The following is a 25,919-nucleotide window of genomic DNA, read 5'->3' on the forward strand; positions in this document are numbered from 1 at the left end:
CGGCCAGCCTGGCAGCAGGAACGGGTGAGCAGCACCTCGGCCGTGCCTCCGGGGACCGCCCGCCGGCGTCCGGCACCATCGCAGCGACAGCGGTGAGTTGCCGCAAGGACACTGTGCGTGGTCGGGAGGGTGGATGGGGACGACGGAGGAGCGCGGCGGGGCCGGCGGACCGACGGCCCCCGACTGGGACGAGGCCTGGCTGCCCGGGTGGCTGGACGGCGGGGGTCCCGCCGACGCCGCCCCTGAGGTGGCCCCGGTGGACGCCGCGGAGCCGGTGGACGTCGAGGGGTCGGCCGACGTCGTCGAGCCGGTGGACGTCGCCGAACCGGTCGAAGACGCCGAGCCGGTGGACGTCGCCGAACCGGTCGAAGACGCCGAGCCGGTCTACGCCGAGGAGTCGGTCGAAGACGCCGAGCCGGTCGGTGCCGAGCCGGTGGGCGGGCCCGGGCCGCCGGACGACGCCCCCGCCGTCGATCCGCCGCCGGTGGTCGCCGCCGCCGGTGGCCCGCCGTCGAACCGTGCCGTCGAGCCGGTGCGGTCGGTGCCGCGGGTCGTGGCCGCACCGGCCGGGCCCCGCCGGACGCGGGCGGCCGTCGCCGGCCTCGTGGTCGCCCTGCTCCTCGCCGGCGGCGTCGCGGGCGCCTGGCTGCTGGGCGGCCGGGATGCGCCCGCCACCCGGTCGCAGGCCAGCGACCGGTCCGGTGCGGTCGGCGGCACCTGGACCGCGCCCGACCGCTGGAGCACGGCGACCCCCGAGGCGACCCCCGCTCCCGGGTCGAGCACACCCCTCGCCACCACACCACCGGCCACGGCGACGTCGACGGTGGTGCCCGCACCGCCGCCGCTCCCGCGTCCGGTGGTCCGCGCGGCGGCGCCGGCTCGCACGGCACCGGTGCCGAGGACGACGGCGCCTCCGGTCCGGGTCCTCCCCGGGGCCGGCACGGGCACCACGGGGACGGGGTCCGACCGGGACACCGGACCCGCCCCCGGACCGGTGCGGTCGACGGCAGCGCCCTCCACGACGACGCCCCCCACGACGACGCCGACCAGGACGACGCCCCCCATCACGACGCCCCCCACGACGACGCCGACCGGCGTGGTGCCCACCCGGGTGCCCACCGCCACCCCCGGGACGCCGACGCCCACCCCCACGACGGCACCGCGCACCCCGCCGGTCACCACTCCGGCGCCGCCGCCCGCGAGCCCGTCGGCCACGCCGTCCCCGACGCCCACCGCGGACCCGGACGAGGACCCCGAGCAGCCGACCGGGACGCCCACGGCCACCACCGTGCCGTCCCCCACGACCCCGGCCGACCCGGACGAGGACACCCATCGCGCGACCGGCGCGGTTCCCTGAGCCGCGCAGATCACGCGCGCCGCCCGCGCTCCGGGTGGGACGATGGTGGGCGCCATGACTGCCCTCCCCCTCGTGTTCGACGCCCCCCGACGGGGCCGGCCCCCGCGGCACCTCGCCGACCTCACCCGGGTGCAGGCGCGGGAGGCGGTCGCCGACCTCGGCCAGCCGGCCTTCCGCGCCGACCAGCTGGCCCGGCACTTCTACCGCGGGGTGACCGACCCCGAGCAGATGACCGACCTGCCGGCCGCCGTGCGCAGCACCCTCACCGAGGCGCTGCTCCCCGGGCTGCTCACCCCCGTCCGGCACCAGTCGGCCGACGGCGGGCGCACCCGCAAGACCCTGTGGCGGCTGCACGACGGCGCGCTGGTGGAGAGCGTGCTCATGCGCTACCCGGACCGCGCCACCGTCTGCATCTCCAGCCAGGCCGGTTGCGGCATGGCCTGCCCGTTCTGCGCGACCGGCCAGCAGGGCCTGACCCGCAACCTGTCGGCCGCGGAGATCATCGGCCAGGCCGTGGCGGCCGCCGCCGCGATGGCCTCCGGTGAGCTCCCGGGTGGGGCGGGGCGGCTGTCCAACGTCGTCTTCATGGGCATGGGGGAGCCGCTGGCCAACTACGCCCGCGTCCGCCGGACCCTCGACGCCCTCGTCACCCCGGCGCCGCACGGGCTGGGGCTGTCGCAGCGTTCGGTCACGGTGTCGACGGTGGGCGTGGTGCCGGCGATCCGCCGGCTGACCGAGGAGGGGCTCGCGGTCACCCTCGCGGTGAGCCTGCACGCCCCCGACGACGAGCTGCGCGACACCCTCGTGCCGGTCAACACCCGGTGGAAGGTCGGCGAGGTGGTCGCGGCCGCCGACGCGTACGCCGAGCGCACCGGCCGGCGCTACTCGGTGGAGTACGCGCTGATCCGCGACGTCAACGACCAGCCGCACCGGGCCGACCTCCTCGGCCGCTTGCTCGCCGGCCGCCGCGCGCACGTCAACCTCATTCCCCTCAACCCGACCCCGGGCAGCCCCTGGGACGCCAGCCCGCCGGCGGCGCAGCGGGAGTTCGTGGCCCGGCTGCGCGCGGCCGGGGTGCCGACGACGGTCCGCGACACCCGCGGCCAGGACATCGACGGCGCCTGCGGCCAGCTGGCCGCGGCCGACCGCGTCGAGGGTGTGCCGAGCGTCGCGGTCGGCCCCCTTGCAGGGGCCCGCCGCGAGCCGGCGAGCGGTGGGGGACAAGGGGGTCCTTCGTCGATCGAGCCGCCGGTCGAGCTCGGCGCCGAGTCGGACGGGTGAGCGCCGGCGGGGCGCCGGCGGCCGAGGCGCACGAGCACAGCCACGCCGACGTCTCCGGCGGCTGGCTGCGCGCGGCCACGTTCGGGGCGATGGACGGGCTGGTCACCAACACCGCCCTCGTGGCCGGCGTCGGGGGTGGCGGTGCCGCCCCCCGGGCGATCGTGCTGGCCGGCGTGGCGAGCCTGGTCGCGGGGGCGATCTCGATGGCCCTCGGCGAGTACACCTCGGTCAAGACGCAGAACGAGCAGCTCGACCTCGAGGTGGCCAAGGAGCGCCGCGAGATGGAGCGCAACCCGAGCGGCGAGCTGGCCGAGCTGGTCGGCATGCTGCGCGCGCGGGGCGTCGACGCCGACCTCGCCCAGCGGGTCGCCGTCCAGCTGCACCGCGACCCGGACGTCGCGCTCCGGCTGCACGTCGTCGCCGAGCTCGGCCTCAGCCCCGAGGACAAGCCCAGCCCGCGGACGGCGGCGGTGTCGTCCTTCCTCACCTTCGCCGCCGGGGCGGTGATCCCGCTGCTGCCCTTCCTGTTCGGCTTCTCGCTGCTGTGGGTCGCCCTGCTCTGCGGGGGTCTCGGGCTGGCCGCCGCGGGGGCGCTGAGCAGCCGGTTCACCCCCCGGCCCTGGTGGTTCGCGGCGGGCCGGCAGCTCCTCTTCGGCGCGGCGGCGGCGGGCCTGACCTACCTGATCGGCGCGGCGATCGGCGTGAGCATCACCTGACCGCCCGGCCGGGGCCCGCGGCGATCCCGGTGACCGTCTGGAACGGCCCCCTCCCAGGGGGCCCGCGGCGAGCCCGGTGACCGTCTGGAACGGCCCCCTCCCAGGGGCCCGCGCCGAGCCCGGTGACCGTCTGGAACGGCCCCCTCCCAGGGGCCCGCGCCGAGCGTGCGAGGCGTGGGGAGGGAGGGGGTCCTTCTACTGGCTGCGCCAGGCGTTCTTGCGCCGGAACCAGTCGTAGACCTTGAGCAGGATCATGAGGCCGACGACGGCGATCAGCCAGATGTCCTCGACCCGGCCCTCGTGGTTGCCGATCAGGTAGGCCGCGATGAACAGGATCGCGATCCAGGAGGTGGTGCGGCCCCACTTGCCGGTCTCGCCGTGCCAGCCCCAGTCCTCGGGCCGCTCGTGCTCGATCGGCGCGGCGTCGTGGCGGACCAGCGCCTCCTCGCGGCCGGGCTGGTTGACCCGCTCGGTCGCGGGGGAGTTCGTGGTGATCCGCTCGCGGTGGGTCTGGTCGCTCACGCCGTCCATCCTGCCAGCCGTGCACCGGGCCCACCCGCGGAGGTGGGCGGCGCGTCGGCGGCTGCCGGGGCGTCGGGGAGGATGCGCTGCGTGAGCACCGTGCGCGAGGTGACCGTCCTGGGCTCCACCGGCTCGATCGGCCGGCAGGCGATCGAGGTGGTCCGCCAGAACCCCGACCGGCTGCAGGTGACCGCGCTGGCCGCAGGCGGGGGTGACGTCGGGCTGCTCGCCGAGCAGGCGCTCACCCTGGGCGTGCGCACCGTGGCCGTGGCCCGCGCGACCGCGGCGCAGGACCTGCAGCTGGCCTTCTACGCAGCGGCCCAGCAGCGCGGCTGGGCGCAGGGGCGGTACGCCCTGCCCGAGATCCTGGCCGGCCCGCGGGCGGCCGAGGAGCTGGCCGCGCGCCCGGCCGACGTCGTCCTCAACGGGATCACCGGCTCCATCGGTCTCGGGCCCACCCTGGCGGCGCTGGCCGCCGGGCGGACCATCGCGCTGGCCAACAAGGAGTCCCTGGTGGCCGGCGGCGACCTGGTGACCGCCGTCGCGCAGCCGGGGCAGCTCGTCCCGGTCGACTCCGAGCACTCGGCCCTGGCCCAGTGCCTGCGCGGTGGGGCGCGCGGGGAGGTGGCCCGGCTGGTGCTCACCGCCAGCGGCGGGCCGTTCCGGGGTCGCACCGCCGCCGAGCTCGAGGGTGTCACGGTCGCCGATGCGCTGGCCCACCCCACGTGGGACATGGGGCCCGTGGTGACCATCAACTCGGCCACGCTGGTCAACAAGGGGCTCGAGCTGATCGAGGCCCACCTGCTCTTCGGCGTCCCGTACGCCGACATCGACGTGGTCGTGCACCCGCAGTCGATCGTCCACTCGATGGTCACCTTCGCCGACGGCGCCACCATCGCCCAGGCCAGCCCGCCGGACATGCGGTTGCCGATCGCCCTGGCGCTCGCCTGGCCCGACCGGCTGCCGCACGTCCAGCCGGCCCTGGACTGGTCGGCCGCCAGCACCTGGGAGTTCGCCCCGCTGGACGACGAGGCGTTCCCGGCGGTGCGGCTGGCCCGCGCCGCCGGTGAGGCCGGGGGTGTGCTGCCGGCCCTCTACAACGCCGCCAACGAGGAGGCGGTCGCGGCGTTCACCGCGGGCCGGCTGCCGTTCCGCGGCATCGTGGCCACCGTCGCGCGTACCCTCGACGACGCGCCGGACCTCGGCGCCCCCACCTGCGTCGAGGACGTCCTGGCGGCGGAGGGGTGGGCCCGGGACCACGCCCGGGGTCTGATCGCCGGAGGCCAGAGCTGAGCGGGTTCCTGCTGACCGTCCTCGGGATCGTCGCCTTCGCCGTCGGCCTGCTGTTCTCGATCGCCTTCCACGAGGCCGGGCACTTCTTCTGGGCCCGCAGGTTCGGCATGCGGGTGCCGCAGTTCATGGTCGGGTTCGGCCCCACGGTGTGGTCCCGCCGGCGCGGGGAGACCGAGTACGGGCTCAAGGCCGTCCCGCTCGGCGGCTACATCCGCATCGTGGGCATGATCCCGCCGGCCGAGGAGAACGAGAGCGCGCGCGCCACCCGCATGCGCAGCTTCATCGCCGAGGTCCGCGGGCAGGCGCTCAACGACGTCCGGCCCGAGGACGCCGGGCGGGTGTTCTACGCCAAGCCCTGGTGGCAGCGGGTGGTCGTCATGGCCGCCGGGCCGTTGCACAACCTGGTCCTGGCGGTCGTGTTCTTCACCGTCACGCTGACCGCCGTCGGCACCGGCGTGATCACCACCCAGGTCGACGCCGTCCCGGCCTGCGTCGTCCCGGCCGGCGCCCAGAGCATCGCCGTGGCCGACGAGCAGGGCGCCGACGTCTGCGGCATCCCCATCGTCACCGAGGGCGCCGACGCCGGGCAGGTCTGCGAGGCGGGGACGCCGGGCTGCGCCCTCCCCGCCCCGAGCCCGGCCGCGCAGGCCGGGCTGCGACCCGGCGACACCATCGTGGCGATCGACGGCCGTCCGCTGGCCGCCACCGCGCACGACAGCTGGGCGGCGGTGCAGGAGGCCATCCGGGGCTCGGCGGGCCGGCCCCTGGACCTCACCGTCGAGCGCGACGGGGAGCGCCGCGCCATGACGGTCACCCCGATCGAGAACACGGTGCTCACCGACGACGGCGAGAGCACGATGACCGCCGGCTACCTGGGCGTGAGCCCGGTGGTCGGCTTCGCCCGCCAGTCGTTCTCCGACGTCCCCGGCTACCTGGGCACGGTCGTGGTGACCTCCGTCGAGCGGCTGGTGGAGATCCCCGAGCGGATCCCGCAGCTGTTCCGGGCGGCGTTCCTCGGCGAGGAGCGGGACGAGAACGGCCCGATCGGCGTGGTCGGCGTGGGCCGGATCTCCGGCGAGGTGTTCGCCATCCAGGAGTTCACCGGCGCCGAGAAGGTCAGCTTCTTCCTCAGCCTGCTGGCCAGCGTCAACCTGGTGCTGTTCCTGTTCAACCTGCTGCCGATCTACCCGCTGGACGGCGGTCACGTGGCCGGGGCGCTGTACGAGAAGGCCCGCTCGGTCGTGGCCCGGCTGCGCGGCCGCCCCGACCCCGGCCCCTTCGACATCGCCCGGCTGATGCCCGTGGCCTACGTCGTCGCCGGCCTGTTCATCGGGCTGTCGGCGTTGCTGCTGGTCGCCGACGTGGTCAACCCCATCACGCTGCAGTAGCGCCGCCACCGGCACCGCGGTCCGCAGCGGGCGATACTGGGTGGCATGGCGATCCCCGTCAGCCTCGGCATGCCCGCTGCGCCCCCGCCCGTCCTCGCCCCCCGGCGCAAGACCCGCCAGCTGATGGTGGGGGACGTCGGGGTCGGCAGCGACCACCCCGTGAGCGTGCAGTCGATGACGACGACCAAGACCGCCGACATCAACGCCACGCTCCAGCAGATCGCCGAGCTCACCGCCTCGGGCTGCCAGATCGTGCGGGTCGCCGTCCCGGACACCGACGACGCCGAGGCGCTGCCGATCATCGCGAGGAAGTCGCAGATCCCCGTCATCGCCGACATCCACTTCCAGCCGCGGTACGTGTTCGCCGCGATCGACGCCGGCTGCGCCGCCGTCCGGGTCAACCCCGGCAACATCAAGAGGTTCGACGACAAGGTCGGGGAGATCGCCCGGGCCGCCAAGGGCGCCGGGATCCCGATCCGCATCGGGGTCAACGCGGGCTCGCTGGACAAGCGGCTGCTGGCCAAGCACGGCAAGGCCACCCCGGAGGCGCTGGTCGAGTCGGCGCTGTGGGAGTGCTCGCTGTTCGAGGAGCACGACTTCCGCGACATCAAGATCTCGGTCAAGCACAACGACCCGGTCGTCATGGTCCGCGCCTACGAGCTGCTGGCCGCGCAGTGCGACTACCCGCTGCACCTGGGCGTCACCGAGGCCGGTCCGGCCTTCCAGGGGACCATCAAGTCCGCGGTCGCCTTCGGTGCCCTCCTCAGCCAGGGCATCGGCGACACCATCCGCGTCTCCCTCTCGGCCCCGCCGGCCGAGGAGGTCAAGGTCGGCACCCAGATCCTCGAGTCGCTGAACCTGCGCCAGCGGGGCCTGGAGATCGTCAGCTGCCCCTCCTGCGGGCGGGCCCAGGTGGACGTCTACACGCTGGCCGACGAGGTCACCGCGGGCCTCGACGGGCTGGACGTGCCCCTGCGGGTCGCGGTCATGGGCTGCGTCGTCAACGGCCCCGGCGAGGCCCGCGAGGCCGACCTCGGCGTGGCCTCCGGCAACGGCAAGGGCCAGATCTTCGTCAAGGGGCAGGTCATCAAGACCGTGCCCGAGTCGCAGATCGTCGAGACGCTCATCGAGGAGGCGATGCGGCTCGCCGGGGAGATGCGCCCGGACGGCGAGCAGGCCGGCGACGGCGTCCCCTCCGGGGCGCCCACCGTCACGGTCGGCTGACGACGCAGGTGCTGCGCACGCCGACCGCGCGCGTCCTCGGCGAGGACGACGAGCCCGCCGTCCGGCGGCTGCTGGCCACCGACCCGGTCGCCGCCTGCGTCATCGCCGGCCGGGTCGAGGCCGTCGGCACCGCCGCCGCGTCGCTCGGCGCGCCGCTGTGGGGGTTCGGCAGCGCGGACCGGCTGGAGGCGGTCTGCCTCGCGGGGGCCAACCTCATCCCGTTCGCGGTCCCGGGCGCCGAGCGGGCCGCGGCCGACGCCTTCGCCGGACGGGCCCGGCGTGCCGGGCGCCGGTGCTCGACCATCGTCGGCCCGGCGGCCGCGGTGGGGCCGCTGTGGGACCTGCTGGCACCGTCGTGGGGGCCGGCCCGCGACCACCGCCCCTGCCAGCCGCTCATGGCCATCGACGGCCCGCCGGCCACCGTCCCCGAGCCCCGGGTCCGCCCGGTGCGCCCCGAGGAGCTGGAGACCCTGCTCCCGGCGGCCGTGGCGATGTTCACCGAGGAGGTCGGCGTCAGCCCGCTGCGCGTCGACGGCGGTGCCGGCTACCGCGCCCGGGTCGCCGAGCTCGTCCGGGCCGGGCAGTCGCTGGCCTGGATCGAGGGGGACGAGGTCCTGTTCAAGGCCGAGATCGGCGCGGTGTCCCGCTCGGCGTGCCAGATCCAGGGCGTCTGGGTGGCGCCGCGCCACCGCGGTCGCGGCATCGGTGCGGCGGGGACGGCGGCGGTCGTCGAGTACGCCCGCGCCGTCATCGCCCCGGTGGTCAGCCTCTACGTCAACGACTACAACGCCCCGGCCCGGGCCGCCTACGCCCGGGTCGGGTTCCGCGAGGTGGGGCGGTTCGCCAGCGTCCTCTTCTGAGGATCTGGGACGCTGTGCCACCGTGCGCACACGTCGGGGGACCGTTCTCGGGACCACGCTGACCCTGCTCGCCCTCCCGGCGCTGGCCGCCTGCTCGGCCGACCCGCGCGAGGACGTCCGCGCCGCCGCCGAGGCCTTCCTGTCCGACTGGGCCGCCGGGGACACCGCGGCCGCCGCGGGCGCCACCACCGACCCCGACGCGACGACCGCCCTGCTCGAGCAGGCCGCCGCGGACCTCCCCGGCGCCACGCTCACCCCCGAGGTGGGCGGCGTCACCGTCGAGGACGGCACCGCCACCGTCGACTGGACCGCCACCTGGGACCTCGCCGCGGCGCCCGACTGGCGCTACGACGCGACCCTGCGGCTGCAGGAGGTCGAGGAGGGCTGGGACGTCGTCACCGACCCGACCGTGGTCCACCCCGAGCTGGGGGAGGGGCAGCACCTGGTCCTCGAGCGGCAGCTGCCCGAGCGGGCGGCGGTCACCGACGCCGCGGGGCAGCCGCTGTTCACCCTGACCGAGGTCGTCGAGGTCGGCGTCGACCCGGCCGGCGTCACCGACCTGCCGGCCCTCGCCGCGGGGCTGTCGGCGGCCACCGGCATCCCCGCGGAGGAGATCACCGCCGACGTCCAGGCCGCACCCGCGGGCCAGTTCGTCCCCGTCATCTCGCTGCGCCGGCCGGACTTCGAGGCCATCCGGGCCCAGGTCTACGACCTGCCGGGCGCGGTCTTCCCGACCTCGACCCGCCTGCTGGCCCCGAGCGCCCGGTTCGCGCAGGCCCTGCTCGGCCGGGTCGGGTCGGCCACCGCCGAGGTGCTCGAGGAGACCACCGAGGACGGCGACCCCGCCTACGCCGCCGGCGACCAGCTCGGCCTGTCGGGCCTGCAGCGGGCCTACCAGGAGCAGCTCACCGGCACGCCCGGGTTCACCGTCACCGTCGTCAGCACCGACGCCTCGACCGGGGACGCCGGGCGGCAGGTCGACGCCGTGGCGCCGGTACCGGGGGAGCCGCTGCGGACGCCCCTGGTGCGCGCGGTGCAGGAGGCCGCCGACGCGGCGGTCGCCGGCTCGGCGCAGCCCACGCACCTGGTCGCCGTCCGCCCGGGCACGGGTGAGCTCCTCGCCGTCTCCTCGAACGGGGCCGCCGTGCCCGTCAACGCGCTGACCGGGCAGTTCCCGCCCGGCTCGAGCATGAAGGCGATCACCGCGACGGCCCTGCTCTCCGCCGGCGTGCTGACCCCGCAGACCCCGGTCGCCTGTCCCGGCACGCTCGTCGTCGACGGCCGCGAGTTCGAGAACGAGGACCGCTTCGACCTGGGCACGGTGCCGTTCACCGAGGCCTTCGCGCGGTCCTGCAACACCACCTTCATGCAGCAGGCGCAGCAGCTGCCGGCCGACGCCCTCGCTGCGGCCGCGGCCTCCTACGGGGTGGGCACCGACTGGCAGCTGCCCGTCGACGTCTTCGGCGGCAGCGTCCCGGCCGACAGCACCGGCACCGGCGCCGCCGCCGACGCGATCGGCCAGGGCGAGGTGCTCATGAGCCCCGCCCAGATGGCCCTCGTCGCGGCGGGCATCGCATCGGGGCGGCCGGCCGCACCGGTGGAGGTCGTCGGCGGCGAGCCCGCCGGCCCCGCGCCGGCCGCGCCCGACGCCGCGGTGCTCGAGGCCCTGCGGTCGATGATGCGGGAGGTCGTGCTCTCGGGGACGGCGACCGCGCTGGCCGACCGCGGGGAGGTGCACGGCAAGACGGGGACGGCGGAGTACGGCAGCAGCACGCCCCCGGACGCGCACGGCTGGTTCACGGGCTACCGGCTCGGCGGCCCGGCGGACGACGGCGGTGCCGGGGACCTCGCGTTCGCGGTGCTGGTCGAGGGCGGCGGCTCGAGCAGCGCCGCGGTGGCCGTCACCGACGCCTTCCTCGGCGCCCTCGGCTGAGCCGCCGGCCCCTGGCCGGGGGTGGTCCTCAGGGGAGCCCGGGGAGGGCGCGGGTGAGCGGGGTCTGCCCGGCGGCGGCCCGCCACGCCACGGCGCGGGTCTCGGTGCCGCCGAGGGCGTCGACGGCCAGCCGGCGCACCGTGCCCTGCGCGGCCCGGTCCAGCACCACGGCCCAGGCCTCGGCGACGCCCTCCTCGAGGACGACCGCCAGGGCGGCGGCGTCCACGGGGGAGAGAACCGGGAACGGCAGCCGGTACCCGGCCTCGGTCGGCACCGGCTCGGCGTCCCGGTCCTCGAGCAGGGCCACCAGGACGTCCCGCAGCCCGCGGTGGGCCAGCTCGGCGGCGACCGCGCCGGCCCGGGCCTCCGGCGGCAGGGCCGCTCCCACCGTCCCGTAGCCCCACACGGCGGCGTGCTCGGCGGCCAGCGCCTCCCGCAGCGCCGCGGTCTCCGCGCCCGCGGTGCCGCCGGCGGTCACGCCAGCACCGTCCCGTGCCCGTGCAACCCCGCGGCGACCGACCCCAGCAGCGCCGCACGCGCACCCGACTGGTCCACGCAGGCCTCGGCGTGCGACGCGGCCGCGGCCGCCACCCGCTCGCGCAGCCAGACCCGCACGTCGCTCCCGGCCGGCGGCGCGGCCGCCGTCGACCCCGCCGTCGAACCCGCCGTGCCCGACCGCGTCGCCGACGGGGCCGCCGCGCGCAGCCGCTCCAGCTGCGTCGAGGCCTGGGCGGTGAGCTCCGTCAGGTCCGCGGCGAGCGCGGGGTCGGCCGCGGCGGCGGCCGCGTAGGCGGCGACCAGCTCCTCCTGGACGGCGACCTGCGCGTCGAGCCGGCCGGCCTGCTCGCCGGTGACCTCGTCGGCGCCCCCGCCGCTCGAACCGGTGCACCCGGCGGCCAGCAGGGCGAGCCCGGCGGTGCCCGCGAGGAACGCTCGCCGGGACAGCACCGGGGGAGCGGGTGCGGGCGGTGCGGACATCGGCCCCATCCTCTCAGGGCGCGGCGGGCCCGCCGGGCACCCCGCCGCGGCGGGTCCCGGCCCCGGGCCGCTGCCGACCGGCCACCGGGGGACCTCCCGGCGCGACCTCTCGGGGCCGGGCCGCGGGCGGTAGCCTGGCTGTTCGCCCGGTCCCCGGCCGGGCCCACCACGCGCCTGCCCGCAGGGCGACCCGGGAACCCACCGGTGTGCCGGTCGCCGATCCAGGAGAGGGAGGAGCCCGTGCCCGCCGCATCCCGCACCGACCCCGTCGCGACCCGGCTCGCCGGCTGGATCGAACCCGTCGTGACGGCCGCCGGCTACGACCTCGAGGAGCTCGTGGTCACCCCGGCCGGCCGGCGCAGCGTCGTCCGGGTGGTCGTCGACCGCGACCAGGGCGTGACCCTCGACGACGTCGCGGAGGTCAGCCGGGTGGTCTCGGCCGCGCTCGACGAGAACGACGGCGACCTGGGCCGTGCGCCGTACGTGCTCGAGGTGACCAGCCCCGGCGTGGACCGGCCGCTGACCGAGCCCCGGCACTGGCGGCGCAACACCGGCCGGCTGGTCAGCGTGGCCGTCGGGACCGACCGCGGGACCGAGCAGGTGACCGGTCGGGTCGAGGAGGTCGGCGACGACGGGGTGACGCTCGCGGTGGAGACCCCGGGCAAGCCCGGGGCCAAGCGGCGGCCGCCGACACGGCGGCACGTGTCCTGGCAGGAGCTCGGCAGCGGTCGCGTGCAGGTGGAGTTCGGCCGGCCGGCCTCCGGGGACACCACGGCGGGGCGGGCCGGACCGGCCGGCCCCGCGGACGACGCGGACGACGACGACGGAGACGAGCAGTGAACATCGACGTGACCGCCCTCAAGGCGGTCGAGCGGGAGAAGGGCATCCCCGCCGACACGGTCATCCAGGCCATCGAGACCGCGCTGGTGACCGCCTACCGGCACGCCGACGGGGCGGCCAAGCACGTGCGGGTGCACGTCGACCGCAAGAGCGGCGAGGTCGCCGTGCTGGCCCAGGAGCTGGGCCCCGACGGCGAGGTGGTCCGGGAGTGGGACGACACCCCCTCGGACTTCGGCCGGATCGCGGCGAGCACGGCCAAGCAGGTCATCGTGCAGCGGCTGCGCGACGCCGAGCACGAGCAGACCTTCGGCGAGTACGCCGGCAAGGAGGGCGACATCGTCAGCGGCGTCGTCCAGGCCGACCAGCGGCGCAACGCCAGCGGCACGGTCCTGGTCGACATCGGCAAGGTCGAGGCGGTGCTGCCCCCCGGCGAGCAGGTGCCCGGCGAGAGCTACCCGCACGGGTCCCGCGTCAAGGCCTACGTGGTGTCGGTGTCCCGCGGGTTCCGCGGCCCCCAGGTCACCGTCTCCCGGACCCACCCGAACCTGGTGCGCAAGCTGTTCGCCCTCGAGGTGCCCGAGATCGCCGACGGCAGCGTGGAGATCGTGGCGGTCGCCCGCGAGGCGGGGCACCGGTCGAAGATCGCCGTCCGGACGTCGGTGCCCGGGCTCAACGCCAAGGGCGCGTGCATCGGGCCCATGGGGCAGCGGGTCCGCAACGTCATGAGCGAGCTGCACGGCGAGAAGATCGACATCGTCGACTGGTCCGACGACCCCGCCACCTTCGTCGCCTCGGCGCTGAGCCCCGCCCGGGTGGGCAGCGCGAGGCTGGTCGACCCCCAGGCCAAGGCCGTGCGGGTGGTCGTCCCCGACTACCAGCTGTCGCTGGCGATCGGCAAGGAGGGGCAGAACGCCCGCCTGGCCGCGCGGCTGACGGGGTGCCGCATCGACATCCGCAGCGACGCCCAGCCCGACGACGCCGCGCCGTCCCCGGGCGTCGGCCGGCCACCGCTGCGCTCGGGCCCGCCGCTGCGCCCCGCGGCCGCCGGTGGGCGCCCCGGGCGACCCGGGCGGGTGGGCGGTCCGAGGAGCGCGGAACACCCCGGCTCCGCGGCGCGCTAACATCAGGGGTGGCCGAATCGCCGATCCCGGTGCGCACCTGCGTGGGCTGCCGGGAACGCGCTCCGGTCACCGACCTGCTGCGCGTCGTCGCGCGGGACGGGGCCCTGGTCCCCGACCCGCGGCGGAGGCTCCCCGGCCGGGGTGCCTCCCTGCACCCCACCCCGGAGTGCCTGCGCGCGGCAGAGCGACGCCGGGCCTTCGTCCGGGCACTGCGCTGCAGCGGCCCGGTGGAGGCCGGTCCGCTCCGGGTCCACGTCCTCGGTGCGCCGTTCGCGGCGCCTCCCGGACGCGGCACCGAGGCGGGCGACGGACGAACGACAACCGCACCAGAGCAGACGGACCGGCACCGGGCCGGTCCGCAGTCGAGAGCAGGACGTCGTCGGATGAGCAAGCCGTGAAGTCCCCACGATGACCATGCAGTACTGACGACGAGGTCGAGCGGGCCAGCCGCCGGCCTCACCAGAGGAGACCCGTGCCAGGCAAAGCCCGCGTACACGAACTCGCCAAGGAGTTCGGCGTCGACAGCAAGACCGTGCTCGCCAAGCTCAAGGAGCAGGGCGAGTTCGTGAAGTCCGCTTCCTCGACCGTCGAGGCCCCCGTGGCCCGTCGGCTCCGGGAGGCGCTCGGTGGGGCCGGTGGCTCCGCCGACGGTGGTCCGCAGGCCACCCCCCGACCCCAGGCCCGCCCGGCCCCGCAGGGTCCGGCCGCGTCGGCGCCTGCTCCGGCGGGCCCGGTGGCCCCGGCCCCGCAGCCCGCGCAGACGCAGGGGCCGCGTCCCGGCGCGCCGCGCCCGGGCATGCCGCGTCCCGGTGCCCCGACGCCCGGCCCGCGGCCGGCTCCGCAGGCCCCGGCGACGGGTGCTCCGCAGGCCCCGGCGGCGGGTGCTCCGCAGGCCCCGGCGGCGGGTGCTCCGCAGGCCCCGGCGGCGGGTGCTCCGCAGGCCCCGGCGGCGGGTGCTCCGCAGGCCCCCGCGCCCCAGGCCCCGGCGGCGGGTGCTCCGCAGGCCCCGGCGGCGGGTGCTCCGCAGGCCCCGGCGGCGGGTGCTCCGCAGGCCCCGGCGGCCGGCGCCCCCGCCCAGCAGCCCCCGGCGGCCCCCGGCGGCCCCCGCCCGGGTCCTGCCGGTCCGCGTCCCGGGCAGCCCGGCGCCGGCCCGCGTCCGGGTGCCCCCGGTGCCGGTCCGCGCCCGGGCCCGCGTCCGGCCCCGCGGCCGGGCAACAACCCCTTCAGCAGCGCCCCGCGCCCCGCGCCCTCCGGCGGCCCGCGGCCCGGCCCCGGTGGCGGCGGCCCCCGCCCCGCCCCGGGTGCGGGTGGCCCGCGTCCGGGCCCCGGCGCCGGTGGTCCGCGGCCCGGGCCCCGGCCGGGTGCCGGTGCGGGTGGCCCGCGTCCGGGCCCCGGCGCAGGCGGTCCGCGCCCGGCGGCCGGTCCCGGCGGTCCGCGCCCGAACCCGGGTATGATGCCGCCGCGTCCCTCGCCCGGCATGATGCCGCCGCGTCCGGCCGGTGCCGGGCGGCCCGGCGGTGGTCCCGGTGGGGCCGGTGGCCGTGGCCGCCCCGGTGGTCCCGGTGGTGGCGGTGGCTTCCGTCCCGGCGGCGGAGGCGGCGGAGCCCCGGCCGGCGGTGGTTTCCGCGGCGGCGGCGGTGGCGGCGGTCGCGGTCGCGGCCGCGGTGGTTCCGGTGCGGGCACCGCGGGTGCCTTCGGCCGTCCCGGTGGCCGCGGTCCGGTCCGCGGGCGCAAGAGCAAGAAGCAGCGTCGTCAGGAGTTCGACTCCATGGCGGCGCCCAGCATGGGCGGCGTCAGCCTGCCGCGGGGCAACGGGCAGACCGTCCGGTTGCCGCGCGGTGCCTCGCTGACCGACCTCGCCGAGAAGATCGGCGCCCAGCCGGCCGCGCTGGTCACCGCCCTGTTCCACCTGGGCGAGATGGTCACCGCGACCCAGTCGGTCAACGACGAGACGCTGCAGCTGCTCGGGGCCGAGATCGACTGGGACATCCAGGTGGTCAGCCCCGAGGACGAGGACCGCGAGCTGCTCGAGAGCTTCGACCTCACCTTCGGCGACGAGGGTGACGAGGAGGACTGGGAGGCCCGCCCGCCGGTCGTGACCGTGATGGGTCACGTCGACCACGGGAAGACCAAGCTGCTGGACGCCATCCGCGACGCCAACGTGGTGGCGCGGGAGGCCGGTGGCATCACCCAGCACATCGGTGCCTACCAGGTCACCTCCGAGCTGGAGGGCCAGGAGCGGCCGATCACCTTCATCGACACCCCGGGTCACGAGTCGTTCACCGCGATGCGTGCCCGAGGCGCCAAGGTGACCGACATCGTCGTGCTCGTGGTCGCCGCCGACGACGGCGTCATGCCGCAGACGGTCGAGGCGCTCAACCACGCCCAGGCCGCCGACGTGCCGATCGTGGTCGCGGTGAACAAGGTGGACAAGGAGGGGGCCAACCCCGCCAAGATCCGCCAGCAGCTCACCGAGTACGGGCTGGTGGCCGAGGAGTACGGCGGCGAGACGATGTTCGTCGACGTCTCCGCGATCACCCGCCAGGGCATCGACGACCTGCTCGCGGCGATCCTGCTGACCACCGACGCCTCGCTGGACCTGCGCGCCAACACCGAGCAGGACCCGCAGGGCGTGGTGATCGAGGGCAAGCTCGACAAGGGCCGCGGCCCGGTCGCGACCGTCCTGGTCCAGCGCGGCACGCTGCGCCAGGGCGACTCGATCGTCGCCGGCGACGCCTACGGCCGCGTCCGCTCGCTGCTCGACGAGCACGGCAACAAGCTGAAGGAGGCCCTGCCGGCCCGCCCGGTGCAGGTCGTGGGTCTCACCTCGGTGCCGCGTGCCGGTGACACCTTCCTCGTCGTCGAGGAGGACCGGGTGGCCCGGCAGATCGCCGACCGCCGCCAGGCCCGCATCCGCAACGCGCAGAACGCCTCGATGCGCAAGCGGATCAGCCTCGAGGACCTCGACGCCGCGCTCCGGGAGAACCGCCAGCTCAACCTGATCATCAAGGGCGACAACTCGGGCACCGTGGAGGCGCTCGAGGAGGCGCTGATGAAGATCGAGGTGAGCGACGACGTCTCGCTGCGGGTCATCCACCGCGGCGTCGGCGCGATCACCAAGAGCGACATCGACCTGGCGCTGGCCGACGACGTCATCGTCCTGGGCTTCAACGTCCGGGCCGAGGGGCAGGCCACCGAGCTGGCCAACCGCGAGGGCATCGACGTCCGGTACTACTCGGTCATCTACCAGGCGATCGAGGAGATCGAGGCGGCCCTCAAGGGCATGCTCAAGCCGGAGTTCGAGGAGGTCGGTCTCGGGACGGCGGAGGTCCGCGAGGTCTTCCGCGTGCCGCGCATCGGCAACGTCGCCGGCTCGATCGTCCGCAGCGGGACGATCAACCGGAACTCCAAGGCCCGCCTGCTGCGCGACGGTGTCGTGGTCGCCGACAACCTCACCGTCGAGTCGCTGCGCCGGTTCAAGGACGACGTCACCGAGGTCCGCGAGGGCTACGAGTGCGGTATCGGTCTGGGCTCGTTCAACGACATCAAGGTCGAGGACGTCATCGAGACCTTCGAGGTCCGCGAGAAGCCCCGCGACTAGAAGGACCCCTTCGCCCCCCACCGCTCGCAGGCTCGCGGCGGGCCCCTGTGAAGGGGCCGGCTCGGGAAGCGAGCGGGAGGGGCGAAGCGGTCCACGTCGTCACCGGCAGCAGGTCCGAGGGAGCCACCATGTTCACCGGGTCGCTGACCGCGGACCTGCTGCTGGGTGACGTCCAGTCGCTCAAGGGCAAGCGCGCCGTCGTCCACCCCCTCGTGGCCGAGCTGCGGCGTCGCTTCGCGGTGGCCGCCGCCGAGGTCGGGGACCTCGACCTGCACCGCCGCGTGCAGGTCGGGGTCGCCACGGTGGCCGCCGACGCCGCCCACGTCACCGACGTGCTCGACGCCTGCGAGCGGTTGCTGGCCGAGCGGCCCGAGGTGACGCTGCTGTCGACGCACCGGCAGCTGTTCTCCGGGTCCGACTGAGGCCCGGGGGCCCCGCGGTCCAGAGCGGCGGCCGCACCCGTATCCCGTGCCCCCACCCGGGGCGCCCGGCACCAGGAGGTCCGATGGCCGACCCGGCTCGCGCGCGCAAGCTCGCCGTGCGCATCCGTCAGATCGTCTCGTCGGCGATCGAGACGCAGATCAAGGACCCCCGCCTGGGGATGGTGACCGTCACCGACGCCCGCGTGACCGGTGACCTCCGCGAGGCGACCGTCTTCTACACCGTCTACGGCGACGCCACCCAGGTCGAGGACTCCGCCAAGGCGCTGGCCTCCGCCACGGGGGTGCTGCGCTCGACGGTGGGGCGGCAGACGGGCATCAAGTTCGTCCCGACCCTCACCTTCGTCGCCGACCACGTGCCCGACACCGCGCGGGAGCTCGACGCCGCGCTCGAGCGGGTCCGGCACGCCGACGCCGAGCTCGCCCGCATGCGCCAGGGCGCCCGCTACGCCGGCGAGGCCGACCCCTACCGGCACCCCGCGGTGGAGGACGACGACGATCCCGACCGCTCCGGGACTGCCGATGACGGTGCCGACACCGGCACCGCCACGATCGGCACCGACCCGATCGGCACGGACCGCAGCGCCACCGAGATCAGGAGCCACTCGTGAGCGAGAACGACCCGGATCCGCACCTGCCCGACGAGGGGCTGGAGCGCTCGGTGCTCGGCGGCCGGCCGGAGCCGGACGCCGGCGACCCCACCCGGGGTGGCCGCCGTGGCGAGGTGGGGGAGACCGCCGGCATCGCCGCCGACTCCCCGGGCGACGGGTCGCAGTACCCGGTCGGCGGCGGCCGGGTGACCGAGGAGGAGGACGCGCCCCCGGTGGCCGACCCGGGGCCCGCCGAGTGACCCTCTCACCGCCCCGGGGCACCGACCTCACGGCGGACGCGGCCGCGGTCCTCGCCGCGGCCGCCGCGGACCGGGCGACCGTCGTCCTGTCCGGGCACGTGCAGCCCGACGCCGACGCCCTGGGCAGCACCCTGGCCCTGGCCGAGGGACTGCGCCGCCGCGGGGCCCGCGTGCTGCCCACGTTCCCGGACCCGTTCACGCTGCCCGCGTCCCTGGCCTGGCTCCCCGGGGCGGACGCGCTGGTGCCCTCCTCCGAGGTGCCGTCGTCGCCGGACGTCTTCGTCAGCCTCGACGCGGCCTCCCCGGCCCGGCTGGGGGAGCTCGCCCCGCTCCTGCAGCGGGCCGGCACCTCCGTCGTCGTCGACCACCACGCCAGCAACCCCGGGTTCGGGTGCGTGCAGGTGGTCGACCCCGCCGCCCCCGCCACGGTGACGCTGGTGGCCGACCTGCTCGACGGCCTCGGGATGGCGCTCGACCGGCGGCTGGCCACCTGCCTCTACGCGGGCCTGGCCGCCGACACCGGCTCCTTCCGGTTCGGCAGCACCCGGCCGGACACCCACGAGCTGGCCGCCCGGCTGCTGGCCACCGGGATCGACCACGCGGCGATCAGCCGGCGGCTGTTCGACACCGCGCCGTTCAGCTGGCTCGGCCTGCTGTCGGTGGTCGCCGGTCGGGCCGCCCTCGAGCCCGACGTCGGCGCCGGCCTGGTGTGGACCTGGTCGAGCACCGCGGAGGCCGCCGAGCACGGGCTGCCCGGCGAGCAGCTCGAGGCGCTCGTCGACGTCATCCGCGCCACCCAGGAGGCCGACGTCGCCTGCGTGCTCAAGGGCCAGGACGACGGGTCGTGGTCGGTGTCCCTGCGCTCGCGGGGCGCCACGGACGTCGCCCGGGTCGCCGTGGCCCTGGGCGGTGGCGGCCACAGCGCCGCGGCGGGGTTCTCCGCCCCGGGTCCCCGGGAGGCGGTCGTCGGCGCCGTCCGCGACCTGCTGCGGTGAGCCCGCGATCATGGCACCGGGACCACCCGCGGGGGGCGCGGGTGGCCTCGGCGCCGTGATCGTCGAGGGCGGGAGGCGGGCACCCGGCGTCCTCGCGCTGGCCGCCCCGGCGCTGGTCGTGCTGGCCGCCGAGCCGCTGTACCTGCTGGTCGACACCGCCGTCGTCGGGAACCTCGGCACCGTGGCCCTCGGCGGGCTGGCGGTCGGGGGCGGCCTCCTGGCCTGGGCCGCGGCCCTGCTGAACTTCCTCGCCTACGGCACCACCGCGCGGGCCGCCCGCCGCGCCGGCGCCGGCGACCGGGCCGGTGCGGTCGCCGAGGGCGTGCAGGCCACCTGGCTGGCGCTGGCCCTGGGGGCACTGGTGCTCGCGCTGTTCCAGCTCGCCGCCGGCCCGCTCACCCGGCTGCTGGCCGGGGGACCGGGCCCGGTCGCCGAGGCCGGGGAGGACTGGCTGCGCATCGCCTCCCTCGGCGCGCCGCTGCTGCTGGTCGCGCTGGCCGGCAACGGCTGGCTGCGCGGGGTGCAGGAGCTCGACCGACCGGTGCGCTTCGTGCTCGCCGGGAGCGCGGTCAGCCTCGTGCTCTGCCCGCTGCTGGTGCACCCCGCCGGCCTCGGGCTGGTCGGGTCGGCGGTCGCCAACGTCGCCGGCCAGGCGGTCACCGCGGCGCTGTTCGTGCGCGCGCTGGCCCGCGAGCGGGTTTTCTGGCGGCCCCGGGCGGGTGCCCTGCGCGCCCAGATGGTCATCGGCCGGGACCTGCTGCTGCGCGCCGCCGTCCTGCAGGTGGCCTTCCTGGTCGCCACCGGTGTCGCCGCCCGGGTCGGCGCCGCGGCGCTCGGCGCCCACCAGATCGCCGTCCAGCTGTTCTTCTTCCTCGCCCTGGTGCTCGACGCCTACGCCATCGCCGCGCAGACGCTGGTCGGGCAGGCCCTCGGAGCCGGCCGGCCGGGGGACGCCCGCGCCACCGCCCGGCGGGTGACGTTGTGGGGCCTGGCCACCGGCGTCGCCGTGGCGCTGGCCCTGCTCGCGCTCCGTCCCGTCCTGCCGCCGCTGTTCACCGACGACCCGGCGGTGGTCGCCCAGGCCGAGGTCGCCTGGTGGTTCCTCGCGGCGATCCAGCCGGTCGCCGGGGTCGTGTTCGCCCTCGACGGCGTGCTCATGGGCGCCGGGGACGTCGCGTGGCTCCGGACCGTCACGGTCGGCGCGGCCCTCGGTGGCTTCCTGCCGCTGTCGCTGCTCGCCGTCCCCCTCGACTGGGGGCTGGCCGGCGTGTGGACCGGCCTCACCGTGTTCGTCGTGCTGCGCCTGGTCGCCGTGCTGGTCCGGGTGGCCGGCGACCGCTGGCTGCAGGCGCCTGGCACCGTGACTGCGTGAGCCCCCGCAGACCCGACGCCGACGTCCCGCCCGCCCTCCTGCTGGTCGACAAGGCCGGCGGGATGACCTCCCACGACGTCGTGGCGCGTGCCCGCCGGGTGCTGTCGGTCCGCCGGGTCGGACACGCCGGCACTCTCGACCCGATGGCCACCGGCCTGCTCGTGCTCGGTGTCGGCGCCGCCACGCGGCTGCTCGGCCACGTCGGCGGCCACGACAAGACCTACGCGGCCACCGTCCGGTTCGGGCAGACGACGGTCACCGACGACCGCGAGGGCGAGGTGCTGACCACCACCTCGGCCGCCGGCCTGGACGAGGCCGCGGTGCGCGCCGCGCTGGCCGGCCAGACCGGTCCGCTGCTGCAGGTCCCCTCGTCGGTGAGCGCGGTCAAGGTCGCCGGGCGGCGCTCCTACGACCGGGTCCGCGCCGGCGAGGAGGTGGTCCTCGAGCCCCGGGCGGTCACCGTGCACGCGCTGGAGGTGCACCGGGTCACCCGGCCGGCCGCCGACCTGGTGGACGTCGATCTCACCGTGACCTGCTCGGCCGGAACCTACGTCCGCGCGATCGCCCGGGACGCCGGTGCCGCGCTCGGCGTGGGCGGCCATCTCACCGCGCTGCGCCGCACCGCCTCCGGGCCCTTCCCCGTCGACCGGGCGGCCCCGGTCGAGGACGCCGCGGCCGCCCTGGCGGCCGGCGGGGGCGCCGGCGTGCTGCCGCTGGCCGACGCCGCCCGCACGGTCTTCCCCGCGCGGGCGCTCACCGCCGAGGAGACGGTCGCCCTCGGTCACGGGCAGCGGGTCGCCGCGACGGGGGCGCCCGGCCTGCACGCCGCGCTGGCCCCCGACGGCCGCCTCGTCGCCCTCGTCGAGGACGCCGGCCGGACCGCCCGGGTCACCGTGGGCTTCCCCGCCCCCTGACCCCGACCTCGCCGCAGGGGAAGCCGTGCCCGCGTCAGCGGACCCGTGACGGGGGAACGGCGCCCTCTCCCGCGGGGGTGACCGTGCGCACGATCCGGGCCGCGGCGACCCCGGCCCCGAAGCCGTTGTCGATGTTGACCACCAGCACCCCCGGGGCGCAGGCGGTGAGCATGGTGAGCAGCGCGGCCAGCCCCTCGAAGGCGGCGCCGTAGCCCACCGACGTGGGGACGGCGACGACCAGGCGGTCGGTCAGCCCCGCGACCACGCTGGGCAGCGCGCCGTCCATCCCGGCCACGACGACGACGGCATCGGCCGCCGCGATGTCGGGGGCCACCGCCAGCACCCGGTGCACCCCGGCGACGCCCACGTCGTCCACCCGGCGCGCGCCGACCCCGCAGGCCCGCAGGGTGGCCGCGACCTCGGCCGCGACCGGTCCGTCCGAGGTGCCGGCCGTCAGCACCAGGACCTCGCCCACCGGGTCCGCGGGCGTGCCGACGAGCGCGCAGCGCGCCTCCTCGTCGACCACCGCCCCGGGCCACCGGGAGCGGACGGCGGCCGCGGTCGGCCCGTCCACGCGGGTGGCCCAGGCGAAACCGGTGCCGTCCAGCAGCGCGGCCAGGCAGGCCACCGTCTGCTCCGGGGTCTTGCCGGCCGCGTACACCACCTCGGGGGTGCCGGTCCGGGCGCCGCGGTCGAGGTCGAGGCGGGCGAACCCGAGGTCGGCGGTGCGGGGCGCGTCCATGCCGCCAGTCTCGGCCCGCCGTACCGCCCGGTGCGCGTCAGCCCCGGGCCACCCGCCCGAGCAGGGAGTCGTCGAGGTGGGCGAGGAGGTCGGCCGGGTCGGCGTAGACCTCGTCCGCGCCGGCCTCCACCAGCTCGGCGCGCGCGATGCCGCCGCAGGTCAGCGCGATGCAGGGCAGGCCCGCGTCCCGGGCGGCCCGGACGTCCCAGACTGTGTCGCCGACCGCCACGGTGCGGGCGGGGTCCAGGCCGTGGTCGGCCGCGGCCGTCTGCAGCAGGTCCGGAGCCGGCTTGGCGGAGGCGACGTCGGCCGACGTGGTCGCGCCGACGACCGCGTCGCCGGCGCCGATGGCCGGCTGCATCCACTCGAGGTCGGACTCCGCACCGCTGGTCGCAAGCACCACGGCCAGGCCCCGCTCCTCGCACGCGGTGAGCAGCTCGGCCACCCGCGGGAAGGCCACGACCTGGTCGCGCAGGGCCTCGTAGCGCCGGCTGTGCGCCTCGACCACCTCGTCGGTGCCGGGCGCGTCGTCCCCCAGGAGGTGGCCCACCAGCTCGGCGCTGGCGATGCCGATCGAGCGGTGGCAGTCGGCCATGGACACGTCGGTGTGCCCGGTGTCCCGGAACGCCTGCCACCAGGCCAGGACGTGCAGGTAGTTGGTGTCCAGGAGGGTGCCGTCGACGTCGAAGAGGACGCCGGGCCGCGCCGACGGGGTCATCGGGTCATCGTCGCCCGCCGGCGGCCCCGGCGCAGGACGGGCGGCGGGATTGACCGCGCGCCCGGCCGGGAACGGGGGAGCCCATGAGCGTCGTGAAGATCAACGCCATCACCGTGCCCAAGGACCGGCAGGAGCGCTTCGAGGAGCGCTTCCGCGGCCGCGCCGGGGCCGTCGAGAGCACACCGGGGTTCGAGTGGTTCGAGCTGCTGCGCCCGCAGGAGGGCACCGACCAGTACCTCGTCTACACCCGCTGGAGCAGCGAGGAGGCCTACGAGGCGTGGCAGTCCAGCCAGGACTTCGACCGCGCGCACGCAGGCGGCGGTGACACCCTGGCCCCCGCGGCGGCCGACTCCAGCCACCTGTGGAGCTACGAGGTCATCGAGTACGCCGGCCCGCGGGTGAACCAGGAGGGCCAGGTCTGAGGACGCCGCCGGGCGGCGCGGGCGTCGTCCGGCCCCCGGGACGCCCGGGCTAGGGTGGGCGGACGGGCCACCGGCCCGCGCCGATCCCCGCACGCCTCGAGGTGGGAGCCATGACCGACACGCTCGCCGACAGCCGCACGTCCTCCCGGTTCTTCACCGACGGCGTGCCGGTGGTCGTGGAGGACGTGCGGCGGCGGCCGGTGACGGAGCGGCAGGCCCTGCTGGAGGACCCGGGCTTCGGCCGGTACTTCACCGACAGCATGTTCGTCGCGCGCTGGCGGGCCGGGGAGGGCTGGTACGACGCCCGGCTGACCGCCTACGCCCCGCTGCAGGTGGACCCCGCGACCGCGGCCCTGCACTACGCGCAGTCGATCTTCGAGGGGCTCAAGGCCTACGCCCAACCCGACGGCAGCGTGGCCACCTTCCGGCCGGGGTCCAACGCCGCCCGCTTCGCCCGCAGCGCGCGGCGGCTGGCCATGCCGCCGGTGCCGGAGGAGGCCTTCCTCTCCGCGGTCGACGCCCTGGTCGACGCCGACCGCGAGTGGGTGCCCACCGGCCCGGACCAGACGCTCTACATCCGGCCCTACCAGCTGGCCACCGAGCCGTTCCTGGGCGTGCGGCCGGCCCACGAGTACCTGTTCCTGGTCATCGCCAGCCCGGCCGGGGCGTACTTCCCGCGCGGCGTCCACCCGGTGTCGGTCTACCTCTCCGAGGACTACATCCGTGCGGCACCGGGCGGCACCGGCGACGTCAAGTGCGCCGGCAACTACGCGGCCAGCCTGCTGGCCCAGGAGCAGGCGATCGACGCCGGCTGCGACCAGGTCGTGTGGCTCGACGCGGTGGAGAAGCGCTACGTCGAGGAGATGGGCGGGATGAACCTGTTCTTCGTCCTCGGCTCCGGGGACGACGCCGAGCTGGTCACCCCCGAGCTCACCGGCACCCTGCTGCCGGGCATCACCCGCGAATCGCTCATCACGGTGGCCCGCGAGATGGGGCACCGGGTGACCGAGCGGCGGTTCACCGTCGACGAGTGGCGCGCCGGCGCCGCCGACGGCACCGTGACCGAGACCTTCGCCTGCGGCACCGCCGCGGTGATCACCCCGGTCGGCGAGGTCAAGGCGCGGACCGGCGACTTCACCGTCGGCACCGGCGAGCCGGGCCCGCTCACCATGCGGCTGCGGGAGCACCTGCTCGACATCCAGCACGGCCGGGTGCCCGACACCCACGGCTGGTTGCACCGGGTCGGCTGAGGGCGGGCGGGGATCGGCAGGGTGCTGCGCTGGCGGGGGCTCGAGGCCACCCCGGGGGACCTCGGCCGCACGGTGGTCACCGTCGGCATGTACGACGGGGTGCACCGCGGCCACCAGGAGCTCATCGGCGCCGCCGTCCGGCGGGCCCGGGGGATGGGGCGGCCCTGCCTGCTGCTCACCTTCGACCCGCACCCCTCGGAGGTCATCCGGCCCGGCTCGCACCCGGCGATCCTGACCTCGCTGGACCGCAAGGCCGAGCTGGTCGCCGAGCTCGGGGTCGACGCGATGTGCGTGCTCCCGTTCACCCCGGAGTTCATGCGGCTCTCGCCCGAGACCTTCACCCACACCGTCCTCGTCGAGCACCTGCACGCCGCGGCGGTCGTCGTCGGGCAGAACTTCACCTACGGGCACCGGGCGGCCGGCACGGTGGAGTCGCTGGCCGTCGAGGGCCGCCGGTTCGGCTTCGCCGTGGAGGGCGTGGCACTGGCCGGGGAGACCTCCGAGGACGGCGAGATCACCATCTCCTCGACCTACATCCGGGCCTGCGTGGCCGCCGGCGACATGGCCTCGGCCGCCCGCGCGCTCGGCCGCCCGCACCGGGTGGAGGGCGTGGTGGTGCGCGGTGACCGGCGCGGCCGGGAACTGGGGTACCCGACCGCGAACGTGGAGTCGCCGCCCTACACCGCCGTCCCGGCCGACGGGGTCTACGCCGGCTCGCTGGTGCTGCGCGACCCGCGGACCGGGGCGACGGTCAGCACCACGCCGGCGGCGGTCTCGGTGGGCACCAACCCGACCTTCCAGGGCAGCCGGCGCACCGTCGAGGCGCACCTGCTCGACTTCGACGGCGACCTCTACGGCGAGCACGTCGGGGTCGAGTTCGTCGAACGGCTGCGCCCGATGCTCGCCTTCTCCGGGGTCGAGGAGCTCGTCGCCGCCATGGACGACGACGTCGTCCGGACCCGCGAGGTCCTGGGGCTCTGACACGGCGGTCCTCCGGACCGCACCGCGGCCACGTGCCGTCCCCGGCTGGGGCCGGGCCGCTCCGCCGCGTCCCTCCTCGGGGGCCCTGTCGGGCCCCGCTCGTCGGTCGCACCGCGGCCAC

At 76.6% G+C, this 25,919-nt stretch carries 26 protein-coding genes and 1 pseudogene; 22 read left to right on the forward strand and 5 right to left on the reverse strand.

Features of this window, described 5'->3' with window-relative positions:
* The first annotated feature begins 133 nt into the window (after positions 1-133).
* From ACI8AC_RS20150 to ACI8AC_RS20160, 3 genes are read left to right on the forward strand one after another with little or no spacing between them, the layout of a single operon-like run.
* Positions 134-1,357: a hypothetical protein gene (locus tag ACI8AC_RS20150; RefSeq protein WP_456899613.1), complete on the forward strand. Its 1,224-nt coding sequence runs from the start codon at positions 134-136 to the stop codon at positions 1,355-1,357.
* A 54-nt stretch (positions 1,358-1,411) separates the two neighbouring features.
* Positions 1,412-2,638, forward strand: a complete 1,227-nt coding sequence (rlmN, locus tag ACI8AC_RS20155) for a 23S rRNA (adenine(2503)-C(2))-methyltransferase RlmN (RefSeq protein WP_456899614.1) — start codon at positions 1,412-1,414, stop codon at positions 2,636-2,638.
* Positions 2,635-3,354 carry a VIT1/CCC1 transporter family protein gene (locus tag ACI8AC_RS20160; protein ID WP_456899615.1) on the forward strand — a complete coding sequence of 240 codons (720 nt, stop codon included), beginning with the start codon at positions 2,635-2,637 and terminating at the stop codon, positions 3,352-3,354. The genes rlmN and ACI8AC_RS20160 overlap by 4 nt, the downstream gene beginning before the upstream one ends.
* 195 nt (positions 3,355-3,549) lie before the next feature.
* On the opposite strand, the gene ACI8AC_RS20165 is transcribed toward ACI8AC_RS20160, so the two are convergent.
* Positions 3,550-3,876: a DUF2631 domain-containing protein gene (locus ACI8AC_RS20165; RefSeq protein ID WP_456899616.1), complete on the reverse strand. Its 327-nt coding sequence runs from the start codon at positions 3,874-3,876 to the stop codon at positions 3,550-3,552.
* A 90-nt stretch (positions 3,877-3,966) separates the two neighbouring features.
* Between ACI8AC_RS20165 and dxr the strand changes: the two genes are divergently transcribed.
* From dxr to ACI8AC_RS20190, 5 genes are read left to right on the forward strand one after another with little or no spacing between them, the layout of a single operon-like run.
* Entirely contained in the window at positions 3,967-5,169 is a 1,203-nt protein-coding gene (dxr, locus tag ACI8AC_RS20170) for a 1-deoxy-D-xylulose-5-phosphate reductoisomerase (protein ID WP_456899617.1), read from the forward strand.
* Complete coding sequence (locus tag ACI8AC_RS20175) at positions 5,121-6,557, forward strand: M50 family metallopeptidase (RefSeq protein WP_456899619.1); 1,437 nt, start codon at positions 5,121-5,123, stop codon at positions 6,555-6,557. The genes dxr and ACI8AC_RS20175 overlap by 49 nt, the downstream gene beginning before the upstream one ends.
* A gap of 45 nt (positions 6,558-6,602) precedes the next feature.
* Positions 6,603-7,781 carry a flavodoxin-dependent (E)-4-hydroxy-3-methylbut-2-enyl-diphosphate synthase gene (gene ispG / locus ACI8AC_RS20180; RefSeq protein ID WP_456899620.1) on the forward strand — a complete coding sequence of 393 codons (1,179 nt, stop codon included), beginning with the start codon at positions 6,603-6,605 and terminating at the stop codon, positions 7,779-7,781.
* Between the two features lie 8 nt (positions 7,782-7,789).
* Positions 7,790-8,641 (forward strand): GNAT family N-acetyltransferase, encoded by an 852-nt coding sequence (locus ACI8AC_RS20185; RefSeq protein ID WP_456899621.1) that lies wholly within the window; start codon positions 7,790-7,792, stop codon positions 8,639-8,641.
* A gap of 22 nt (positions 8,642-8,663) precedes the next feature.
* On the forward strand, positions 8,664-10,574 hold the full coding sequence (locus ACI8AC_RS20190) for a penicillin-binding transpeptidase domain-containing protein (RefSeq protein ID WP_456899622.1): 1,911 nt from the start codon (positions 8,664-8,666) through the stop codon (positions 10,572-10,574).
* Between the two features lie 28 nt (positions 10,575-10,602).
* On the opposite strand, the gene ACI8AC_RS20195 is transcribed toward ACI8AC_RS20190, so the two are convergent.
* Entirely contained in the window at positions 10,603-11,052 is a 450-nt protein-coding gene (locus ACI8AC_RS20195) for a ferritin-like domain-containing protein (RefSeq protein ID WP_456899623.1), read from the reverse strand.
* Positions 11,049-11,552 carry a hypothetical protein gene (locus ACI8AC_RS20200; protein WP_456899624.1) on the reverse strand — a complete coding sequence of 168 codons (504 nt, stop codon included), beginning with the start codon at positions 11,550-11,552 and terminating at the stop codon, positions 11,049-11,051. The genes ACI8AC_RS20195 and ACI8AC_RS20200 overlap by 4 nt, the downstream gene beginning before the upstream one ends.
* Before the next feature lie 240 nt (positions 11,553-11,792).
* Between ACI8AC_RS20200 and rimP the strand changes: the two genes are divergently transcribed.
* From rimP to truB, 11 genes and pseudogenes are all read left to right on the forward strand, one after another.
* Positions 11,793-12,392 carry a ribosome maturation factor RimP gene (rimP, locus tag ACI8AC_RS20205; RefSeq protein WP_456899625.1) on the forward strand — a complete coding sequence of 200 codons (600 nt, stop codon included), beginning with the start codon at positions 11,793-11,795 and terminating at the stop codon, positions 12,390-12,392.
* Positions 12,389-13,513: a transcription termination factor NusA gene (gene nusA, locus ACI8AC_RS20210; RefSeq protein ID WP_456899626.1), complete on the forward strand. Its 1,125-nt coding sequence runs from the start codon at positions 12,389-12,391 to the stop codon at positions 13,511-13,513. The genes rimP and nusA overlap by 4 nt, the downstream gene beginning before the upstream one ends.
* Before the next feature lie 41 nt (positions 13,514-13,554).
* Positions 13,555-13,911 (forward strand): YlxR family protein, encoded by a 357-nt coding sequence (locus ACI8AC_RS20215; protein WP_456899638.1) that lies wholly within the window; start codon positions 13,555-13,557, stop codon positions 13,909-13,911.
* Between the two features lie 74 nt (positions 13,912-13,985).
* Positions 13,986-14,129: pseudogene (locus tag ACI8AC_RS20220) on the forward strand (translation initiation factor IF-2 N-terminal domain-containing protein); the annotation flags it as partial.
* A gap of 1,152 nt (positions 14,130-15,281) precedes the next feature.
* A complete protein-coding gene (infB, locus tag ACI8AC_RS20225) occupies positions 15,282-17,114 on the forward strand; it encodes a translation initiation factor IF-2 (protein WP_456899639.1) in 1,833 nt (610 codons plus the stop codon).
* A gap of 128 nt (positions 17,115-17,242) precedes the next feature.
* On the forward strand, positions 17,243-17,536 hold the full coding sequence (locus ACI8AC_RS20230) for a DUF503 domain-containing protein (protein ID WP_456899627.1): 294 nt from the start codon (positions 17,243-17,245) through the stop codon (positions 17,534-17,536).
* An 83-nt stretch (positions 17,537-17,619) separates the two neighbouring features.
* A complete protein-coding gene (gene rbfA, locus ACI8AC_RS20235; RefSeq protein WP_456899628.1) occupies positions 17,620-18,165 on the forward strand; it encodes a 30S ribosome-binding factor RbfA in 546 nt (181 codons plus the stop codon).
* Complete coding sequence (locus ACI8AC_RS20240) at positions 18,162-18,404, forward strand: hypothetical protein (protein ID WP_456899629.1); 243 nt, start codon at positions 18,162-18,164, stop codon at positions 18,402-18,404. The genes rbfA and ACI8AC_RS20240 overlap by 4 nt, the downstream gene beginning before the upstream one ends.
* On the forward strand, positions 18,401-19,399 hold the full coding sequence (locus ACI8AC_RS20245) for a DHH family phosphoesterase (protein ID WP_456899630.1): 999 nt from the start codon (positions 18,401-18,403) through the stop codon (positions 19,397-19,399). The genes ACI8AC_RS20240 and ACI8AC_RS20245 overlap by 4 nt, the downstream gene beginning before the upstream one ends.
* 55 nt (positions 19,400-19,454) lie before the next feature.
* Entirely contained in the window at positions 19,455-20,771 is a 1,317-nt protein-coding gene (locus ACI8AC_RS20250; RefSeq protein WP_456899631.1) for an MATE family efflux transporter, read from the forward strand.
* Positions 20,768-21,685, forward strand: coding sequence for a tRNA pseudouridine(55) synthase TruB (truB, locus tag ACI8AC_RS20255; RefSeq protein WP_456899632.1), 918 nt, complete (start codon positions 20,768-20,770; stop codon positions 21,683-21,685). The genes ACI8AC_RS20250 and truB overlap by 4 nt, the downstream gene beginning before the upstream one ends.
* A gap of 34 nt (positions 21,686-21,719) precedes the next feature.
* On the opposite strand, the gene larB is transcribed toward truB, so the two are convergent.
* Together larB and ACI8AC_RS20265 are read right to left on the reverse strand one after the other, a co-directional pair.
* A complete protein-coding gene (gene larB / locus ACI8AC_RS20260) occupies positions 21,720-22,427 on the reverse strand; it encodes a nickel pincer cofactor biosynthesis protein LarB (RefSeq protein WP_456899633.1) in 708 nt (235 codons plus the stop codon).
* 37 nt (positions 22,428-22,464) lie between these two features.
* Positions 22,465-23,145: an HAD family hydrolase gene (locus ACI8AC_RS20265; protein ID WP_456899634.1), complete on the reverse strand. Its 681-nt coding sequence runs from the start codon at positions 23,143-23,145 to the stop codon at positions 22,465-22,467.
* A gap of 83 nt (positions 23,146-23,228) precedes the next feature.
* Here ACI8AC_RS20265 and ACI8AC_RS20270 point away from each other — a divergent pair, with 83 nt between their 5' ends.
* From ACI8AC_RS20270 to ACI8AC_RS20280, 3 genes are all read left to right on the forward strand, one after another.
* Complete coding sequence (locus ACI8AC_RS20270) at positions 23,229-23,567, forward strand: antibiotic biosynthesis monooxygenase family protein (RefSeq protein WP_456899635.1); 339 nt, start codon at positions 23,229-23,231, stop codon at positions 23,565-23,567.
* Between the two features lie 110 nt (positions 23,568-23,677).
* Positions 23,678-24,817 carry a branched-chain amino acid aminotransferase gene (locus ACI8AC_RS20275; protein WP_456899636.1) on the forward strand — a complete coding sequence of 380 codons (1,140 nt, stop codon included), beginning with the start codon at positions 23,678-23,680 and terminating at the stop codon, positions 24,815-24,817.
* 21 nt (positions 24,818-24,838) lie between these two features.
* Positions 24,839-25,798, forward strand: a complete 960-nt coding sequence (locus tag ACI8AC_RS20280) for a bifunctional riboflavin kinase/FAD synthetase (protein WP_456899637.1) — start codon at positions 24,839-24,841, stop codon at positions 25,796-25,798.
* Positions 25,799-25,919 lie beyond the last annotated feature (121 nt).

Source organism: Geodermatophilus sp. SYSU D00758 (assembly GCF_054049955.1).

What these genes read in the sequence shown, in the direction of transcription:
- ACI8AC_RS20265 (WP_456899634.1), bottom strand. Translation starts at nt 23,145, where the DNA reads ATGACCCCGTCGGCGCGGCCCGGCGTCCTCTTCGACGTCGACGGCACC.
- ACI8AC_RS20270 (WP_456899635.1), top strand. Translation starts at nt 23,229, where the DNA reads ATGAGCGTCGTGAAGATCAACGCCATCACCGTGCCCAAGGACCGGCAG.
- rbfA (WP_456899628.1), top strand. Translation starts at nt 17,620, where the DNA reads ATGGCCGACCCGGCTCGCGCGCGCAAGCTCGCCGTGCGCATCCGTCAG.
- ispG (WP_456899620.1), top strand. Translation starts at nt 6,603, where the DNA reads ATGGCGATCCCCGTCAGCCTCGGCATGCCCGCTGCGCCCCCGCCCGTC.
- larB (WP_456899633.1), bottom strand. Translation starts at nt 22,427, where the DNA reads ATGGACGCGCCCCGCACCGCCGACCTCGGGTTCGCCCGCCTCGACCTC.
- ACI8AC_RS20275 (WP_456899636.1), top strand. Translation starts at nt 23,678, where the DNA reads ATGACCGACACGCTCGCCGACAGCCGCACGTCCTCCCGGTTCTTCACC.
- ACI8AC_RS20150 (WP_456899613.1), top strand. Translation starts at nt 134, where the DNA reads ATGGGGACGACGGAGGAGCGCGGCGGGGCCGGCGGACCGACGGCCCCC.
- ACI8AC_RS20200 (WP_456899624.1), bottom strand. Translation starts at nt 11,552, where the DNA reads ATGTCCGCACCGCCCGCACCCGCTCCCCCGGTGCTGTCCCGGCGAGCG.
- infB (WP_456899639.1), top strand. Translation starts at nt 15,282, where the DNA reads ATGGCGGCGCCCAGCATGGGCGGCGTCAGCCTGCCGCGGGGCAACGGG.
- ACI8AC_RS20230 (WP_456899627.1), top strand. Translation starts at nt 17,243, where the DNA reads ATGTTCACCGGGTCGCTGACCGCGGACCTGCTGCTGGGTGACGTCCAG.
- rlmN (WP_456899614.1), top strand. Translation starts at nt 1,412, where the DNA reads ATGACTGCCCTCCCCCTCGTGTTCGACGCCCCCCGACGGGGCCGGCCC.